The organism is Endozoicomonas sp. 4G (assembly GCF_023822025.1).
Lineage (GTDB): Bacteria > Pseudomonadota > Gammaproteobacteria > Pseudomonadales > Endozoicomonadaceae > Endozoicomonas_A.
On the sequence record NZ_CP082909.1, the window covers coordinates 659,287 to 677,926 of the forward strand.

The 18,640-nt window shown below is 51.1% G+C and carries 14 protein-coding genes; all 14 read right to left on the reverse strand.

Annotated elements, in window-relative coordinates:
* Positions 1–79: 79 nt before the first annotated feature.
* The gene (locus K7B67_RS02485; RefSeq protein ID WP_252178795.1) at positions 80–1,810 is read right to left on the reverse strand and encodes a hypothetical protein; all 1,731 of its coding nucleotides are present in this window, start codon (positions 1,808–1,810) and stop codon (positions 80–82) included.
* An 84-nt stretch (positions 1,811–1,894) separates the two neighbouring features.
* Entirely contained in the window at positions 1,895–3,562 is a 1,668-nt protein-coding gene (locus K7B67_RS02490) for a hypothetical protein (protein ID WP_252178796.1), read from the reverse strand.
* Between the two features lie 47 nt (positions 3,563–3,609).
* Positions 3,610–4,938 carry a hypothetical protein gene (locus K7B67_RS02495; RefSeq protein WP_252178797.1) on the reverse strand — a complete coding sequence of 443 codons (1,329 nt, stop codon included), beginning with the start codon at positions 4,936–4,938 and terminating at the stop codon, positions 3,610–3,612.
* Between the two features lie 99 nt (positions 4,939–5,037).
* The gene (locus K7B67_RS02500; RefSeq protein WP_252178798.1) at positions 5,038–6,627 is read right to left on the reverse strand and encodes a hypothetical protein; all 1,590 of its coding nucleotides are present in this window, start codon (positions 6,625–6,627) and stop codon (positions 5,038–5,040) included.
* Positions 6,627–6,935, reverse strand: a complete 309-nt coding sequence (locus K7B67_RS02505; protein WP_252178799.1) for a hypothetical protein — start codon at positions 6,933–6,935, stop codon at positions 6,627–6,629. Before K7B67_RS02505 ends, K7B67_RS02500 begins: the two co-directional genes overlap by 1 nt.
* A 99-nt stretch (positions 6,936–7,034) precedes the next feature.
* Positions 7,035–7,799, reverse strand: coding sequence for a C2H2-type zinc finger protein (locus K7B67_RS02510; RefSeq protein WP_252178800.1), 765 nt, complete (start codon positions 7,797–7,799; stop codon positions 7,035–7,037).
* Positions 7,800–7,898: 99 nt separating this feature from the next.
* Positions 7,899–9,491 (reverse strand): hypothetical protein, encoded by a 1,593-nt coding sequence (locus K7B67_RS02515; protein WP_252178801.1) that lies wholly within the window; start codon positions 9,489–9,491, stop codon positions 7,899–7,901.
* Between the two features lie 99 nt (positions 9,492–9,590).
* Positions 9,591–10,319: a C2H2-type zinc finger protein gene (locus K7B67_RS02520; protein WP_252178802.1), complete on the reverse strand. Its 729-nt coding sequence runs from the start codon at positions 10,317–10,319 to the stop codon at positions 9,591–9,593.
* Positions 10,320–10,465: 146 nt separating this feature from the next.
* Positions 10,466–11,854 carry a hypothetical protein gene (locus K7B67_RS02525; protein WP_252178803.1) on the reverse strand — a complete coding sequence of 463 codons (1,389 nt, stop codon included), beginning with the start codon at positions 11,852–11,854 and terminating at the stop codon, positions 10,466–10,468.
* A 99-nt stretch (positions 11,855–11,953) separates the two neighbouring features.
* Entirely contained in the window at positions 11,954–13,507 is a 1,554-nt protein-coding gene (locus tag K7B67_RS02530; RefSeq protein WP_252178804.1) for a hypothetical protein, read from the reverse strand.
* A gap of 99 nt (positions 13,508–13,606) precedes the next feature.
* Positions 13,607–14,992 carry a hypothetical protein gene (locus K7B67_RS02535; RefSeq protein ID WP_252178805.1) on the reverse strand — a complete coding sequence of 462 codons (1,386 nt, stop codon included), beginning with the start codon at positions 14,990–14,992 and terminating at the stop codon, positions 13,607–13,609.
* A 99-nt stretch (positions 14,993–15,091) separates the two neighbouring features.
* The gene (locus tag K7B67_RS02540; RefSeq protein WP_252178806.1) at positions 15,092–16,141 is read right to left on the reverse strand and encodes a hypothetical protein; all 1,050 of its coding nucleotides are present in this window, start codon (positions 16,139–16,141) and stop codon (positions 15,092–15,094) included.
* A 99-nt stretch (positions 16,142–16,240) separates the two neighbouring features.
* On the reverse strand, positions 16,241–17,410 hold the full coding sequence (locus K7B67_RS02545) for a C2H2-type zinc finger protein (RefSeq protein ID WP_252178807.1): 1,170 nt from the start codon (positions 17,408–17,410) through the stop codon (positions 16,241–16,243).
* Between the two features lie 99 nt (positions 17,411–17,509).
* Positions 17,510–18,592: a hypothetical protein gene (locus K7B67_RS02550; RefSeq protein ID WP_252178808.1), complete on the reverse strand. Its 1,083-nt coding sequence runs from the start codon at positions 18,590–18,592 to the stop codon at positions 17,510–17,512.
* Positions 18,593–18,640 lie beyond the last annotated feature (48 nt).

The window sequence follows — 18,640 nt, forward strand, 5'->3', positions numbered from 1 at the left end:
GAAATGCTTATTGGGAAATCAGGTTAGTCAAAATCTGGAGAGAGGTCGGAGATTTCTTTGAGGCGGGTTGGGAGGCGGCTCATCCTTTATCACCCTTCTTTCTTTTCTTGTCAGACGGCTGCTGGTCATGCGCTTTCCTTTTGGGGCTCTGGTCGGCAGGCGGGTGGGTCCGTTTGTGCCTTTTCAGATTGTTCGTGTAGTCGGTGCTGTAGTTGCAGCCCTGACGGTCACACCGGTGCAACTTGACTCTCTGGTCGACAGACAGGTGGGTCTGTTTGTGCCTTTTCAGATCGCCCGTGTAGTCGGCGCTGAAGTTGCAGCCCTGATGATCACACTGGTGTAGCCTGGTTCTCTGGTCGGCAGGCAGGTGGGTCTGTTCGTGCTTTTTCAGATTGCCGCTGTAGTCGGTGCTGTAGTTGCAGCCCTGATGGTCACACTGGTGCGCCCTGACTCTCTGGCCGGCAGGCAGGTGGGTCTTTTTGTGCCTTTTCAGATTGCCCGTCTGTTTGCTGCTGTAGTTGCAGCCCTCATGGTCACACCGGTGCAGCACCTTGATTCTCTGGCCTGCAGGCAGATGGTTCTGTTTGTGCGTTTTCAGATTGCCCCTGTGGTCGGTGCTGTAGTTGCAACCCTTATGCTCACACCGGTGCGCCCTGACTCTCTGGTCGGCAGGCAGGTGGGTCTGTTTGTGCCTTTTCAGATCGCCCGTGTAGTCGGTGCTGTAGTTGCAGCCCTGATGGTCACACTGGTGCGCCCTGACTCTCTGGTCGGCAGGCAGGTGGGTCTGTTTGTGTCTTTTCAGATCGCCCGTGTAGTCGGTGCTGTAGTTGCAGCCCTGATGATCACACTGGTACAGCCTGGTTCTCTGGCCGGCAGGCAGGTGGGTCTGTTTGTGCTTTTTCAGATTGCCCCTGTGGTTGGTGCTGAAGTTGCAGCCCTGATGGTCACATTGGTACGCCCTGACTCTCTGGCCGGCAGGCAGGTGGGTCTGTTTGTGCCTTTTCAGATTGTACGTCTGTTCGCTGCTGTAGTTGCAGCCCTCATGGTCACACCGGTGCACGTTGATTCTCTGGCCGGCAGGCAGGTGGGTCTGTTTGTGCGTTTTCAGATTGCCCCTGTGGTCGGTGCTGTAGTTGCAACCCTCATGCTCACACCGGTGCGCCCTGACTCTCTGGTCGGCAGGCAGGTGGGTCTGTTTGTGTAATTTCAGATGGCCTCTGTTGCCGGTGCTGTAGTGGCAGCCCTGATGGTCACACTGGTGCAGCTTGGGTCTCTGGCCGGCAGAAAGGTGGGTCTGTGGTTCAATGGGTATTTCACTGTCTGAAATGGACTCCTGATTCATCATTTTCAGTCTCAGAGTCGCACAATACTGACTGAATTCATTTAATGCCCGAAAAGGGTCAGCTGTCGTGTTTACACACTGAGCATCGGTTTCAGTATCAGTATCAGTGTCGTCTTCGTCAGAAAGGTTGTTGCTGCTTTCATCAGAGGAGCCGTTGTCTTCACTGCCACTGTCTTCGCTGTAGGCACTATCATCAGAGGCTGCCCGACTGTAAGCCCTGGCTCCGAAGTCATCATCAGAAGAAAAGCCATAGTGTGTGTCTGGTTTTAAATAGTGGGTGTTTGGTTTTAAGAGGATGTCATCATCGAAGCAAACCCGTGGCATATCGAAGTAGTACCATTCAATATGCGCCTTGCCGATAGTCAGGGCGAAGAGTAAAGGCAACCTGTTTTCCTGACCGTGGCCATTGGAGCAATACACAGAAAAGGCAATGGCAAAGATCACAATCAATAGTTTTTTCAATAGCAAGGTCTGGCTTCCCAGTTGTTGAAATGCTTATTGGGAAATCAGGTTAGTCAAAATCTGGGTCTTTGAGGCGGGTTGTGAGGTGGATCATCTCTTATTACCCTTTTTTCTTTTCTTGTCAGATGGCAGCTGGTCATGCGCTTTCCTTTTGAGTCTCTGGTCGGCAGGCAGGTGGGTCTGTTTGTGCCTATTCAGATGGCCTTTGTGGTCGGTGCTGTAGTCGCAGCCTTCATGGTCACACTGGTGCAGCTCGGGTCTCTGGTCAGCAGGCAGGCAGGTCTGTTTGTGCTTTTTCAGATCGCTCGCGTACACGGTGCTGTAGTTGCAGTGGTCACACTGGTGCACCTTGAGTCTCCGGTTAGCAGGCAGGTGGATCTGTTTATGCCTTTTTAGATGGCACGCCTGAGTGGAGCTGTAGTCGCAGCCCTCATGGTCACACTGGTGCACCTTGAGTCTCTGGTCAGCAGGCAGGTGGGTGTGTTTGTGCCTTTTCAGATCGCTCGTGTAGTTGGTGCTGTAGTTGCAGCCCTCATGGTCACACCGGTGCTCTCTGGCTCTCTGGTCGGGAGGCAGGTGGGTCTGTTTGTGCTTTTTCAGATGGTACGCCCGGTCGGTGCTGTAGTCGCAGCCTTCATGGTCACACTGCTGCATCCTGGGTCTCTGGTCAGCAGGCAGGTGGGTCAGTTTGTGTCTTTTCAGATAGTACGCCCGGTCGCTGCGGTAATTGCAGCCCTCATGGTCACACCGGTGTATCTTGGGTCTTTGGTCAGCAGGCAGGTGGGTCTGTTTGTGCCTTTTCAGATAGCTCACCCGGTCGCTGTGGTAATTGCACTCCTCATGGTCACACTGGTGTATCTTGGGTCTCTGGTCAGCAGGCAGGTGGGTCTGTTTGTGCTTTTTCAGATAGCTCGCCCGGTCGCTGTGGTAATGGCAGCCCTCATGGTCACACTGGTGTATCTTGGGTCTCTGGTCAGCAGGCAGGTGGGTCTGTTTGTCGGTTGACTCAATGGGCATTTCACTGTCTGAAATGGACTCCTGATTCATCATTTTCAGTCTCAGAGTCGCACAATACTGACTGAATTCATTTAATGCTTGAAAAGGGTCAACTGTCGTGTTTACACACTGAGCATTAGTTTCAGTATTAGTGTCGTCTTCGTCAGAAAGGTTGTTGCTGCTTTCATCAGAGGAGCCGCTGTCTTCACTGCCACTGTCTTCGCTGTAGGCACTATCATCAGAAGCTGCCCGACTGCAGCCCCTGGCTTCAACGTCAGGGTCAGGAGAGACGCCAGTGGCAGGAAAAAAGCAATAGCGAGTATTTGACTTTAAGAGTGGCCTTAAAAGGATTTCATCACCGAAGCAAACCCATGATATATCGCTGTGGTTCGTCTCTTCTTCAATACCTTCTTCTTCTGGTTCCTCAGGCCTGTTGTCACTTCTAAAGCGAGAGAGCATCCTGGCTGTTGCAATGATTTCACGTTGTTGCTCGTCTTTTTGTTGTATCTCAGCAGCGATAGCTTTAACCACAGAGTCAAGCGCATCCCGGACAGGAAAAAGAGGGAGAAGAATCGTTTCGATGCCCAGGGAGTGAAGGCCAATTTTCAGGTTATCGTCAGTTGGAAAGCTTATCCGGGGGAGTTGGCTATTTCCGAAGCAGACCTGCTCCTGCGGTGTTCTATTTTCCTGACCGTGGCCATCAGAGCAATATATAGAAAAGGCAGTGGCAAAGATCACAATCAATAGTTTTTTCAATAGCAAGGTCTGGCTTCCCAGTTGTTGAAATGCTTATTGGGAAATCAGGTTAGTCAAAATTTAGAGAGAGGCCGGAGGTTTCTTGAGGCGGGTTGGGAGGTTGATGATTCTTTATCATCCTTCTTTCTTTTCTTGTCGGATGGCAGCTGGTCATGTGCTTTCCTTTTGAGTCTCTGGTCGGCAGGCAGGTGGGTTTGTTTGTGCTTTTTCAGATTGCCCTTGAGGTCGGTGCTGTAGTCACAGCCTTCATGTTCACAATGGTGCACCCTGGGTCTCTGGTCGGCAGGCAGGTGGATCTGTTTGTGCCTTTTCAGACTGGTCGTGTAGTCGGTGCTGTAGTTGCAGCCCTCATGGTCACACCGGTGCACTCCGGCTCTCTGCTCGGCAGGCAGGTGGGTGTGTTTGTGCTCATTCAGATGGCCTTTGTGGTCGGTTCTGTAATTGCAGCCCTCACGGTCACATTGGTGCACTCTGGGTCTCTGGTCGGCAGGCAGGTGGGTCTGTTTGTGCCTTTTCAGATGGCTCGCCTGGTCGGTGCTGTAGTCACAGCCTTCATGGTCACACTGGTGCACCTTGAGTCTCTGGTCGGCAGTCAGGTGGGTCTGTTTGTGCCTTTTCAGATCGTTCGTGTAGTCGGTGCTGTAGTTGCAGCCCTCATGGTCACACCGGTGCACTCTGGCTCTCTGGTCGGGAGGCAGGTGGGTCCGTTTGTGCTTTTTCAGATGGTTCGCCCGGTCGGTGCTGTAGTTGCATCCTTGATGGTCACACTGGTGCGGCTTGGGTCTCTGCTTAGCAGGCACGTGGGTCTGTTTGTGCTGGTTCAGATTGCTTGTGAGGTTGGTGCTGTAGTCGCACTCCTCATGGTCACACTTGTACACCTTGGCTCTCTGGTCGGCAGGCAGGTGGGTCTGTTTGTCGGTTGACTCAATGGGTATTTCACTGTTTGAAATGAACTCCTGATTCATCATATTCCGTCTCAGGGTCGCGCAATACTGACTGAATTCATTTAATGCTTGAAAAGGGTCAACTGTCGTGTTTACACACTGAGCATTAGTTTCAGTATTAGTTTCAGTATTAGTTTCGTCTTCGTCAGAAAGGTTGTTGCTGCTTTCATCAGGGGAATCGCTGCCTTCACTGCCACTGTCTTCGCTGTAGGCACTATCATCAGAGGCTGCCCGACTGCAGCCCCTGGCTTCAACGTCAGGGTCAGGAGAGACGCCAGTGGCAGGAAAAAAGCAATAGCGAGTATTTGACTTTAAGAGGATGTCATCACCGAAGCAGACTTGCTCCTGTGCTGTTCTATTTTCCTGACCGTGGCTATCAGAGCAATATATAGAAAAGGCAGTGGCAAAGATCACAATCAATAGTTTTTTCAATAGCAAGGTCTGGCTTCCCGGTTGTTGAAATGTTTATTGGGAAATCAGGTTAGTCAAAATTTAGAGAGAGGTTGGAAATTTCTTTGAGGCGGGTTGGGAGGTTGATCATTCTTTATCACCCATCTTTCTTTTCTTGTCAGACGGCAGCTGGTCATGTGCTTTCCTTTTGAGTCTCTGGTCGGCAGGCAGATGTCTCTGTTTGTGCATTTTCAGGTTGCCCTTGATGTCGGTGCTGTAGTCACAGCCCTGATGGTCACACCGGTGCCTCCTGCGTCTCTGGTCGGCAGGCAGGTGGGTCTGTTTGTGCGTTTTCAGATTGCTCGTGTAGTCGGTGCTGTAGTTGCAGTCCTGATGGTCACACCGGTGCCTCCAGCGTCTCTGGTCGGCAGGCAGGTGGATCTGTTTGTGCGTTTTCAGATAGCTCGCCCGGTCGGTGCTGTAGTCGCAGCCTTCATGGTCACACTGGTGCAGCTTGGTTCTCTGGTCGGCAGGCAGGTGGGTCTGTTTGTGCATTTTCAGATTGCTTATGAGGTCGCTGCTGTAGTCGCACTCCTCATGGTCACACTGGTGCCTCCTGCGTCTCTGGTCGGCAGGCAGGTGGGTCTGTTTGTGCGTTTTCAGATTGCTCGTGTAGTCGGTGCTGTAGTTGCAGTCCTGATGGTCACACCGGTGCCTCCAGCGTCTCTGGTCGGCAGGCAGGTGGATCTGTTTGTGCGTTTTCAGATAGCTCGCCCGGTCGGTGCTGTAGTCGCAGCCTTCATGGTCACACTGGTGCAGCTTGGTTCTCTGGTCGGCAGGCAGGTGGGTCTGTTTGTGCATTTTCAGATTGCTTATGAGGTCGCTGCTGTAGTCGCACTCCTCATGGTCACACTGGTGCCTCCTGCGTCTCTGGTCGGCAGGCAGATGGGTCTGTTTGTGCGTTTTCAGATGGTACGTCCGGTCGCTTCTGTAGTCGCAGCCTTCATGGTCACACCGGTGCAGCTTGGTTCTCTGGTCGGCAGGCAGGTGAATCTGTTTGTGCCTTTTCAGATTATTTGACCGGTTGCTGCGGTAGTCGCAGCCTTCATGGTCACACTGGTGCAGCTTGGTTCTCTGGTCGGCAGGCAGGTGGATCTGTTTGTGCCTTTTCAGATTATGCGCCTTCTCGGTGCTGTAGTTGCAGCCTTCATAGTCACACTGGTGCCCCCTGGCTCTCTGGTTAGCAGGCAGGTGGGTCTGTTTGTGGGTTGACTCAATGGGCATTTCACTGTCTGAAATGGGCTCCTGATTTATCGTATCCTGTCTTAGAGTTGCAGAATACTGACTGAATTCATGTAATGCTCTAAAAGAGTCAACTGTCGTGTTTATACACTGAGTATCCGTTTCAGTATTAGTGTCGTCTTCGTCAGAAAGGTTGTTGCTGCTTTCATCAGAGGAGCCGCTGTCTTCACTGCCACTGTCTTCGCTGTAGGCACTATCATCAGAGGCTGCCCGACTGCAGCTTCTGGCTTCAACGTCAGGGTCAGGAGAGACGCCAGTGGCAGGAAAAAAGCAATAGCGACTGTCTGACTTTAAGAGTGGCTTTAAGAGGATATCATCACCGAAGCAAACCCATGGCATATCGCTGTGGTTCGTCTCAATGGCTTCGCTCTCTTCTTCAATACCCTCCTCTTCTGGTTCCCCAGGCCTGTTGTCGCTTTTAAAGCGAGAGAGCATCAGTCTCCCCTTTGTCTGGCTGCTGCAATGATTTCACGTTGCTGCTCGTCTCTTTGCTGTATCTCAGTAACGATAGCTTTAACCATAGCGTCAAGCGCATCCCGGGCAGGAAAAAGAGGGAGAATAATCGTTTCGATGCCCAGGGAGTGAAGGCCAATTTTCAGATTATCGTCAGGTAGAAAGCTTATCCGGGTGAGTTGGCTATTTCCGAAGCAGACTTGCTCCTGAGGAGCCTGACCGTGGCCATTACAGCAATACACAGAAAAGGCAATGGCAAAGATCACAATCAAAGGTTTTTTCAATAGCAAGGTCTGGCTTCCCAGTTGTTGAAATGTTTATTGGGAAGTCAGGTTAGTCAAAATTTAGAGAGAGGTTGGAAATTTCTTTGAGGCAGGTTGGGAGGTGGATCATCCCTTATTACCCTTTTTTCTTTTCTTGTCAGAAGATGGCAGCTGGTCATGCGCTTTCCTTTTGAGTCTTTTGAATTTCTGGTCGGCAGTCAGGTGGGTCTGTTTGTGCCTTTTCAGATTATTCGCCTGATCGGTGCTGTAGTCGCAGCTTTCATGGTCACACCGGTGCACCCTGGCTCTCTGGTTGGCAGGCAGGTGGATCTGTTTGTGTTTTTTCAGATTATTCGCCTGGTTGGTGCTGTAGTCGCAGCCTTCATAGTCACACTGGTGCACCTTGGCTTTCGGGTCAGCAGGCAGGTGGGTCTGTTTGTCGGTTGACTCAATGGGCATTTCACTGTCTGAAATGAACTCCTGATCCATCATATTCTGTCGCAGGGTCGCACAATACTGACTGAATTCATTTAATGCCTGAAAAGGGTCAACTGTCGTGTTTACACACTGAGCATCCGTTTCAGTATTAGTGTCGTCTTCGTCAGAAAGGTTGTTGCTTTCATCAGAGCAGCCGCTGTCTTCACTGCCACTGTCTTCGCTGTAGGCACTATCATCAGAGGCTGCCCGACTGCAGACCCTGGGTTCAAAGCCAGAGTCAGGAGAGACGCCAGTGGCAGGAAAAAAGCAATAGCGAGTATTTGACTTTAAGAGGATGTCATCACCGAAGCAGACTTGCTCCTGTGCTGTTCTATTTTCCTGACCGTGGCTATCAGAGCAATATATAGAAAAGGCAGTGGCAAAGATCACAATCAATAGTTTTTTCAATAGCAAGGTCTGGCTTCCCGGTTGTTGAAATGTTTATTGGGAAATCAGGTTAGTCAAAATTTAGAGAGAGGTTGGAAATTTCTTTGAGGCGGGTTGGGAGGTTGATCATTCTTTATCACCCATCTTTCTTTTCTTGTCAGACGGCAGCTGGTCATGTGCTTTCCTTTTGAGTCTCTGGTCGGCAGGCAGATGTCTCTGTTTGTGCATTTTCAGGTTGCCCTTGATGTCGGTGCTGTAGTCACAGCCCTGATGGTCACACCGGTGCCTCCTGCGTCTCTGGTCGGCAGGCAGGTGGGTCTGTTTGTGCGTTTTCAGATTGCTCGTGTAGTCGGTGCTGTAGTTGCAGTCCTGATGGTCACACCGGTGCCTCCAGCGTCTCTGGTCGGCAGGCAGGTGGATCTGTTTGTGCGTTTTCAGATAGCTCGCCCGGTCGGTGCTGTAGTCGCAGCCTTCATGGTCACACTGGTGCAGCTTGGTTCTCTGGTCGGCAGGCAGGTGGGTCTGTTTGTGCATTTTCAGATTGCTTATGAGGTCGCTGCTGTAGTCGCACTCCTCATGGTCACACTGGTGCCTCCTGCGTCTCTGGTCGGCAGGCAGATGGGTCTGTTTGTGCGTTTTCAGATGGTACGTCCGGTCGCTTCTGTAGTCGCAGCCTTCATGGTCACACCGGTGCAGCTTGGTTCTCTGGTCGGCAGGCAGGTGAATCTGTTTGTGCCTTTTCAGATTATTTGACCGGTTGCTGCGGTAGTCGCAGCCTTCATGGTCACACTGGTGCAGCTTGGTTCTCTGGTCGGCAGGCAGGTGGATCTGTTTGTGCCTTTTCAGATTATGCGCCTTCTCGGTGCTGTAGTTGCAGCCTTCATAGTCACACTGGTGCCCCCTGGCTCTCTGGTTAGCAGGCAGGTGGGTCTGTTTGTGGGTTGACTCAATGGGCATTTCACTGTCTGAAATGGGCTCCTGATTTATCGTATCCTGTCTTAGAGTTGCACAATACTGACTGAATTCATGTAATGCTCTAAAAGAGTCAACTGTCGTGTTTATACACTGAGTATCCGTTTCAGTATTAGTGTCGTCTTCGTCAGAAAGGTTGTTGCTGCTTTCATCAGAGGAGCCGCTGTCTTCACTGCCACTGTCTTCGCTGTAGGCACTATCATCAGAGGCTGCCCGACTGCAGCTTCTGGCTTCAACGTCAGGGTCAGGAGAGACGCCAGTGGCAGGAAAAAAGCAATAGCGACTGTCTGACTTTAAGAGTGGCTTTAAGAGGATATCATCACCGAAGCAAACCCATGGCATATCGCTGTGGTTCGTCTCAATGGCTTCGCTCTCTTCTTCAATACCCTCCTCTTCTGGTTCCCCAGGCCTGTTGTCGCTTTTAAAGCGAGAGAGCATCAGTCTCCCCCTTTGTCTGGCTGCTGCAATGATTTCACGTTGCTGCTCGTCTCTTTGCTGTATCTCAGTAACGATAGCTTTAACCATAGCGTCAAGCGCATCCCGGGCAGGAAAAAGAGGGAGAATAATCGTTTCGATGCCCAGGGAGTGAAGGCCAATTTTCAGATTATCGTCAGGTAGAAAGCTTATCCGGGTAAGTTGGCTATTTCCGAAGCAGACTTGCTCCTGAGGAGCCTGACCGTGGCCATTACAGCAATACACAGAAAAGGCAATGGCAAAGATCACAATCAAAGGTTTTTTCAATAGCAAGGTCTGGCTTCCCAGTTGTTGAAATGTTTATTGGGAAGTCAGGTTAGTCAAAATTTAGAGAGAGGTTGGAAATTTCTTTGAGGCAGGTTGGGAGGTGGATCATCCCTTATTACCCTTTTTTCTTTTCTTGTCAGAAGATGGCAGCTGGTCATGCGCTTTCCTTTTGAGTCTTTTGAATTTCTGGTCGGCAGTCAGGTGGGTCTGTTTGTGCCTTTTCAGATTATTCGCCTGATCGGTGCTGTAGTCGCAGCTTTCATGGTCACACCGGTGCACCCTGGCTCTCTGGTTGGCAGGCAGGTGGATCTGTTTGTGTTTTTTCAGATTATTCGCCTGGTTGGTGCTGTAGTCGCAGCCTTCATAGTCACACTGGTGCACCTTGGCTTTCGGGTCAGCAGGCAGGTGGGTCTGTTTGTCGGTTGACTCAATGGGCATTTCACTGTCTGAAATGAACTCCTGATCCATCATATTCTGTCGCAGGGTCGCACAATACTGACTGAATTCATTTAATGCCTGAAAAGGGTCAACTGTCGTGTTTACACACTGAGCATCCGTTTCAGTATTAGTGTCGTCTTCGTCAGAAAGGTTGTTGCTTTCATCAGAGCAGCCGCTGTCTTCACTGCCACTGTCTTCGCTGTAGGCACTATCATCAGAGGCTGCCCGACTGCAGACCCTGGGTTCAAAGCCAGAGTCGGGAGAGACGCCAGTGGCAGGAAAAAAGCAATAGCGACTGTCTGACTTTAAGAGTGGCCTTAAAAGGATGTCATCACCGAAGCAGACTTGCTCCTGTGGTGTTCTATTTTCCTGACCGTGGCTATTAGAGCAATACACAGAAAGGCAGTGGCAAAGATCACAATCAACGGTTTTTTCAATAACAAGGCCTGACTTCCCAGTTGTTGAAATGCTTATTGGAAAGTCAGGTTAGTAAAAATCTGGAGAGTGGTCGGAGATTTCTTTGGGGCGGGTTGGGAGGTGGATCATCCTTTATCACCTTTCTTTCTTTTCTTCTCAGATGGCAGCTGGTCATGGGCTTTCCTTTTGAGTCTTTTGGGTCTCTGGTCGGCAGGCAGGTGGGTCTGTTTGTGCTTTTTCAGATCGTTCGTCCGTTCGGTGCTGTAGTTGCAGCCTTCATGGTCACACTGGTGCACTCTGGCTCTCTGGTCAGCAGGTAGGTGGATCCGTTTGTGCTTTTTCAGATCGCTGGTGTAGTCGGTGCTGTAGTTGCAGCCTTCATGGTCACACCGGTGCACCCTGGGTCTCTGGTCGGCAGGCAGGTGAGTCTGTTTGTGCTTTTTCAGATTGCTTATGAGGTCGGTGCTGTAGTTGCACTCCTCATGGTCACACTTGTGCACCTTGGCTCTCTGGTCGGCAGGCAGATGGGTCTGTTTGTGTGTTTTCAGATGGTACGTCCGGTCGCTGGTGTAGTCGCAGCCTTCATGGTCACACTGGTGCAGCTTGGTTCTCTGGTCGGCAGGCAGGTGGATCTGTTTGTGCCTTTTCAGATCACCCATCCGAATACTGATGTAGTCGCAACCCTCATGGTCACACCGGTGCATCCAGGGTCTCTGGTCGGCAGGCAGGTGAGTCTGCTTGTGCATTTTGAGGACATTCGTGTAGTCAGTACAGTAGTTGCAACCTTCATGCTCACACCGGTACACCCTGGCTCTCTGGTCGGCAGGCAGGTGGATCTGTTTGTGCCTTTTCAGATTATTCGCATGGTCGGTGCTGTAGTCGCAGCCTTCATGGTCACACCGGTGCACCCTGGATCTCTGGTTGGCAGGCAGGTGGATCTGTTTGTGCCTTTTCAGATTATGCGGCTGCTCGGTGTTGTAGTCGCAGCCTTCATAGTCACACTGGTGCACCTTGGCTCTCTGGTCAGCAAGCAGGTGGATCTGTTTGTCGGTTGACTCAATGGGCATTTCGATGTCTGAAATGAACTCCTGATCCATCATATTCTGTCGCAGGGTCGCACAATACTGACTGAATTCATTTAATGCCCGAAAAGGGTCAGCTGTCGTGTTTGCACACTGAACATCCGTTTCAGTATTAGTGTCGTCTTCGTCAGAAAGGTTGTTGCTGCTTTCATCAGAGCAGCCGCTGTCTTCACTGCCACTGTCTTCGCTGTAGGCACTATCATCAGACGCTGCCCGACTGCAGACCCTGGGTTCAAAGCCAGAGTCGGGAGAGACGCCAGTGGCAGGAAAAAAGCAATAGCGACTGTCTGACTTTAAGAGTGGCCTTAAAAGGATGTCATCACCGAAGCAGACTTGCTCCTGTGGTGTTCTATTTTCCTGACCGTGGCTATTAGAGCAATACACAGAAAAGGCAGTGGCAAAGATCACAATCAACGGTTTTTTCAATAACAAGGCCTGACTTCCCAGTTGTTGAAATGCTTATTGAAAAGTCAGGTTAGTAAAAATCTGGAGAGTGGTCGGAGATTTCTTTGGGGCGGGTTGGGAGGTGGATCATCCTTTATCACCTTTCTTTCTTTTCTTGTCAGATGGCAGCTGGTCATGGGCTTTCCTTTTGAGTTTCTGGTCGGCAGGCAGGTGGGTCTGTTTGTGCATTTTCAGGTTGCCCCTGAGGTCGGTGCTGTAGTCACTGCCTTCGTGGTCACACTGGTGCGGCTTGGGTCTCTGCTCAGCAGGCAGGTGGGTCTGTTTGTGCCTTTTCAGACCGCTCATGTAGTCGGTGCTGTAGTTGCAGTCCTCATGGTCACACCGGTGCGCTCCGGCTCTCTGCTCGGCAGGCAGGTGGGTGTGTTTGTGCTCATTCAGATGGCCTTTGTGGTCGGTTCTGTAATTGCAGCCCTCATGGTCACATTGGTGCACCCTGGGTCTCTGGTCGGCAGGCAGGTGGGTCCGTTTGTGCCTTTTCAGATGGCTCGTCTGGTCGGTGCTGTAGTCACAGCCTTTATGGTCACACTGGTGCACTCTGGCTCTCTGATCGGGAGGCAGGTGGGTCCGTTTGTGCTTTTTCAGATGGTTCGTGTTGTTGGTGCTGTAGTTGCAGCCCTCATGGTCACACCGGTGCACTCTGGCTCTCTGGTTGGCAGGCAGGTGGATCTGTTTGTGCCTTTTCAGATTATTCGTCTGGTCGGTGCTGTAGTCGCAGCCTTGATGGTCACACTGGTGCGGCTTGGGTCTCTGCTTAGCAGGCAGGTGGGTCTGTTTGTGCTTGTTCAGATTGCTTGTGAGGTCGGTGCTGTAGTCGCACTCCTCATGATCACACTGGTGCACCTTGGCTCTCTGGTCGGCAGGCAGATGGGTCTGTTTGTGCGTTTTCAGATGGTTCGTGCGGTCGGTGCTGTAGTCGCAGCTTTCATGGTCACACCGGTGCACCCTGGCTCTCTGGTTGGCAGGCAGGTGGATCTGTTTGTGCCTTTTCAGATTATTCGTCTGGTCGGTGCTGTAGTCGCAGCCTTCATAGTCACACCGGTGCACCCTGGCTCTCTGGTTGGCAGGCAGGTGGATCTGTTTGTGCCTTTTCAGATTATGCGCCTGCTCGGTGTTGTAGTCGCAGCCTTCATAGTCACACTGGTGCACCTTGGCTCTCTGGTCAGCAGGCAGGTGGCTCTGTTTGTCGGTTGACTCAATGGGCATTTCGATGTCTGAAATGAACTCCTGATCCATCATATTCTGTCTCAGGGTCGCACAATACTGACTGAATTCATTTAATGCCCAAAAAGGGTCAACTGTCGTGTTTACACACAGAGCATCCGTTTCAGTATTAGTGTCGTCTTCGCCAGAAAGGTTGTTGCTGCTTTCATCAGAGGAGCCGCTGTCTTCATTGCCACTGTCTTCGCTGTAGGCACTATCATCAGAGGCTGCTCGGCTGCTGCCTCTGGCTTCAACGTCAGGGTCGGGAGAAAAGCAATAGCGAGTGTCTGGCTTTAAGAGGATGTCATCACCGAAGCAGACTTGCTCCTGTGCTATTCTATTTTCCTGACCGTGGCTATCAGAGCAATACAAAGAAAAGGCAATGGCAAAGATCACAATCAATGGTTTTTTCAATAGCAAGGCCTGACTTCCCAATTGTTGAAATGCTTATTGGAAAGTCAGGTTAGTAAAAATATGGAGAGAGGTCGGAGATTTCTTTGAGGCGCGTTGGGAGGTGGATCATCCTTTATCACCTTTCTTTCTTTTCTTGTCAGATGGCAGCTGGTCATGGGCTTTCCTTTTGAGTCTTTTGGGTCTCTGGTCGGCAGGCAGGTGGGTCAGTTTGTGCCTGTTCAGACTGCTCGTGTAGTCGGTGCTGTAGTTGCAGCCCTCATGGTCACACCGGCGCACCCCGGGTCTCTGGTCGACAGGCAGGTGGTTCTGTTTGTGCACTTTCAGATAGGTTGCCTGGTCGGTGCTGTAGTCGCAGCCCTCATAGTCACACTGGTGAACCCTGGGTCTCTGCTCAGCAGGCAGGTGGGTTCGTTTGTGCCTTTTCAGATGGTACGTCTGGTCGGTGCTGTAGTCACAGCCTTCATGGTCACACTGGTGCACCTTGAGTCTCTGGTCGGCAGGCAGGTGGGTCTGTTTGTGCCTTTTCAGATCACCCATCCGAATACTGATGTAGTCGCAACCCTCATGGTCACACCGGTGCATCCAGGGTCTCTGGTCGGCAGGCAGGTGAGTCTGCTTGTGCATTTTGAGGACGTTCGTGTAGTCAGTACAGTAGTTGCAACCTTCATGGTCACACCGGTGCACTCTGGCTCTCTGGTTGGCAGGCAGGTGGATCTGTTTGTGTTTTTTCAGATTACTCGCCTGGTTGGTGCTGTAGTCGCAGCCTTGATGTTCACACTGGTGCGGCTTGGGTTTCTGCTTAGCAGGCAGGTGGGTCTGTTTGTGCTCATTCAGATGGCCTTTGTGGTCGGTTCTGTAATTGCAGCCCCCATGGTCACATTGGTGCACCCTGGGTCTCTGGTCGGCAGGCAGGTGGATCTGTTTGTGCCTTTTCAGATTATGCGCCTTCTCGGTGCTGTAGTTGCAGCCTTCATAGTCACACTGGTGCCCCCTGGCTCTCTGGTCAGCAGGCAGGTGGGTCTGTTTGTCGGTTGACTCAATGGGCATTTCACTGTCTGAAATGAACTCCTGATCCATCATATTCTGTCGCAGGGTCGCACAATACTGACTGAATTCATTTAATGCCTGAAAAGGGTCAACTGTCGTGTTTACACACTGAGCATCCGTTTCAGTATTAGTGTCGTCTTCGTCAGAAAGGTTGTTGCTTTCATCAGAGCAGCCGCTGTCTTCACTGCCACTGTCTTCGCTGTAGGCACTATCATCAGAGGCTGCCCGACTGCAGACCCTGGGTTCAAAGCCAGAGTCGGGAGAAACGCCAGTGGCAGGAAAAAAGCAATAGCGACTGTCTGACTTTAAGAGTGGCCTTAAAAGGATGTCATCACCGAAGCAGACTTGCTCCTGTGGTGTTCTATTTTCCTGACCGTGGCTATCAGAGCAATACACAGAAAAGGCAATGGCAAAGATCACAATCAATGGTTTTTTCAATAGCAAGGCCTGACTTCCCAGTTGTTGAAATGCTTATTGAGAAATCAGGTTAGTCAAAATCTGGAGAGAGGTCGGAGATTTCTTTGAGGCGCGTTGAGAGGTGGATCATCCTTTATCACCTTTCTTTCTTTTCTTGTCAGATGGCAGCTGGTTATGCGCTTTCCTTTTGAGTCTTTTGGGTCTCTGGTTAGCAGGCAGATGGGTCTGTTTGTGCTTTTTCAAATGGTTCGCCCGGTCGCTGCTGTAGTTGCAGCCTTCATGGTCACACTGGTGCAGCCTGGGTCTCCTCTGGTCGGCAGGCAGGTGGGTCTGTTTGTGCCTTTTCAGATCACTCGTGTAGTCGGCGCTGTAGTTGCAGCCCTGATGATCACACTGGTGCAGCTTGGGTCTCCTCTGGTCGGCAGGCAGGTGGGTCTGTTTGTGTCTTTTCAGATCGCTTATGCGGTCGGTGCTGTAATTGCAGCCCTGGTGATCACACTGGTGCATCTTGGCTCTCTGGTCGGGAGGCAGGTGGGTCTGCTTGTGCTTTTTCAGATCGTTTATGCGGTCGGTGCTGTAGTTGCACTCCTCATAGTCACACTGGTGCACCTTGGGTCTCTGGTCGGCAGGCAGGTGGGTCTGTTTGTGCCTGTTCAGATCGCCCGTGTAGTCGGTGCTGAAATTGCAGCCCTCATGGTCACACTGGTGCAGCCTGGGTCTCTGGTCAGCAGGAAGGTGGGTCTGTGACTCAATGGGCATTTCGCTGTCTGAAATGAACTCCTGATCCATCATATTCTGTCTCAGGGTCGCACAATACTGACTGAATTCATTTAATGCCCGAAAAGGGTCAACTGTCGTGTTTACACACTGAGCATCTGTTTCAGTATTAGTGTCGTCTTCGCTAGAAAGGTTGTTGCTGCTTTCATCAGAGGAGCCGCTGTCTTCACTGCCACTGTCTTCGCTGTAGGCACTATCATCAGAGGCTGTCCGGCCGCTGCCTCTGGCTTCAACGTCAGGGTCAGGAGAAAAGCAATAGCGAGTGTCTGGCTTTAAAAGGATGTCATCACCGAAGCAGACTTGCTCCTGCGGTGTTCTATTTTCCTGACCGTGGCTATCAGAGCAATACACAGAAAAGGCAATGACAAAGATCACAATCAACGGTTTTTTCAATAACAAGGCCTGGCTTCCCAGTTGTTGAAATGCTTATTGGGAAGTCAGGTTAGTCAAAATCTGGAGAGAGGCCGGAGGTTTCTTTGAGGCGGGTTGGGAGGTGGATCATCCTTTATCACCTTTCTTTCTTTTCTTGACAGATGGCAGCTGGCCATGGGCTTTTCTTTTGGGTCTTTTGAGTCTTTTGGGTCTCTGGTTGGCAGGCAGGTGGGTCAGTTTGTGCCTTTTCAGATGGCTCGTCCAGTGGGTGTTGTAGTCGCAGCCTTCATGGTCACACTGGCGTCTTTTGACTCTTTCGGGTCTTTGGTCGGCAGGCAGATGGGTCTGTTTGTGCCTTTTCAGATCGCCTATGTGTTCGGTGCTGTAGTTGCAGCCTTGATGATCACACTGGTGCACCTTGGGTCTCTGGTCGGCAGGCAGATGTTTCTGTTTGTGCCTTTTCAGATGGCTCGCATTTTCAGTGCTGTAGTCACAGCCTTCATGGTCACACTGGTGCACTTTGGGTCTCTGGTCGGCAGGCAGGTGGATCCGTTTGTGCTTTTTGATAGTACCTGGCAGATCGGATCTGAAGGTGCAGCCTTCATGGTCACATTTGTGCATCCTGGTTCTCTGGTCGGCAGGCAGGTGGATTCGTTTATGTATTTTCAGATCGCTCGTGTGGTCGGTGCCGTAGTTGCAGCCCTCATAGTCACACTGCTGCGCCTTGACTCTCTGGTCGGCAGGCAGGTGGATCCGTTTGTGCCTTTTCAGATTGCCCTTGTAGTCGGTGCTGTAGTTACAGCCCTCATGGTCACACTGGTGCAACTTGAGTTTTCTGGGTATTTTACTGTCTGAAATAGACTCCTGCTGAATCACGTTCAGTCTCAGAGTCGCACAATACTGACTGAATTCCTTTAATGCCCGAAAAGGGTCAACTGTCGTGTTTTTACACTGAACATCCGTTTCGGTCTCAGTGTCGTCTTCGTCTGGAAGGTTGCCGCTGCTTCCATCAGAGGTGCCGCTGTCTTCACTGTCACTGTCTTCGCTGTCACTGTCTTCGCTGTAGGCACTATCATCAGTGGCTGCCCGACTGTAAACCTTAGCTTCGACGCACAGGGATTGAAGACCAGTTTTTGTGGATGAGACCTCAAAAAAAAATTTCGGAGTGTTGATAAGCGCCTTGCCGACAGCCAGAGCGAAGGGCAAAGTCATACTATTCTCCTGAGTCTGGCCATTAGAACAATACACAGAAAAGGCAGCGGCCAAGATCAAAATTAATGGTTTTTTGGATGGCAAGGCTTGGCTTCCCAGTTGTTGAAATGCTTGTTCGAAAATCAGGTTAGTCAAAATCTGGAGAGAGGTTGGAGATTTCTTTGAGGCGGGTTGGGAGCTGGATCATTCTTTATTACCTTTCTTTCTTTTCTTGACAGGTGACAGCTGGTCATGGGCTTTTCTTTTGAGTCTTTCGGGTCTTTGGTCGGCAGGCAGGTGGGTCTGTTTGTGCCTTTTCAGATCGCCCGTGTAGTCAGTGCTGTAGTTACAGCCCTGATGGTCACACTGGTGCCGCTTGAGTCTCTGGTCGGCAGGCAGGTGGGTCTGTTTGTGCCTTTTCAGATCGCTTACGTGGTCGGTGCTGTACTTGCAGCCTTGATGATCACACTGGTGCACCCTGAGTCTCTGGTCGGCAGGCAGATGGGTCTGTTTGTGCGTTTTCAGATGGTGCGCCCGGTCGGTGCTGTAGTCACAGCCTTCATGGCCACACTGATGCACCTTGAGTCTCTGGTCGGCAGGCAGGTGGGTCTGTTTGTGCGTTTTCAGGTGGTTCGTCCGATCGCTGCTGTAGTCACAGCCTTCATGGTCACACTGGTGCACCTTGACTCTCTGGTCGGCAGGCAGGTGGGTCTGCTTGTGCATTTTCAGATGGTACGACCGGTCGGTGCTGTAGTCACAGCCTTCATGGTCACACTGGTGCACCTTGAGCCTCTGGTCGGCAGGCAGGTGGATCTGTTTGTGCCTGTTCAGGTTGCTCTTGTAGCCGGTGCTGTACTTGCAGCCGTCATGGTCACACTGGTGCAGCTTGGGTCTCTGGTCAGCAGGCAGGTGGGTCTGTTTGTCGGTTGACTCAATGGGCATTTCACTGTCTGAAATGGACTCCTGATTCATCATATTCTGTCTCAGGGTTGCACAATACTGACTGAATTCATTTAATGCCCGAAAAGGGGCTGCTGTCGTGTTTACACACTGAACATCCGTTTCAGTATTAGTTTCGTCTTCGTCAGAAAGGTTGTTGCTGCTTTCATCAGAGCCGCCGTTGTCTTCACTGCCAGAGCCCTCGTTTGAGGCTGCCTGACAGTAAGTCTTAGCTTCGACGTCCAGAACGAAGAGCAAAGACAACCTGTTTTCCTGAGCATGGCCATTAGAGCAATGCACAGAAAAAACAACGGCCAAGGTTAAAATCAATGGTTTTTTGAATAGCAAGGCCCGGCTTCCCAGTTGTGGAAATGCTTATTGGAAAATCAGGTTAGT

What these genes read in the sequence shown, in the direction of transcription:
- K7B67_RS02500 (WP_252178798.1), bottom strand. Translation starts at nt 6,627, where the DNA reads ATGCTCTCTCGCTTTAAAAGCGACAACAGGCCTGGGGAACCAGAAGAG.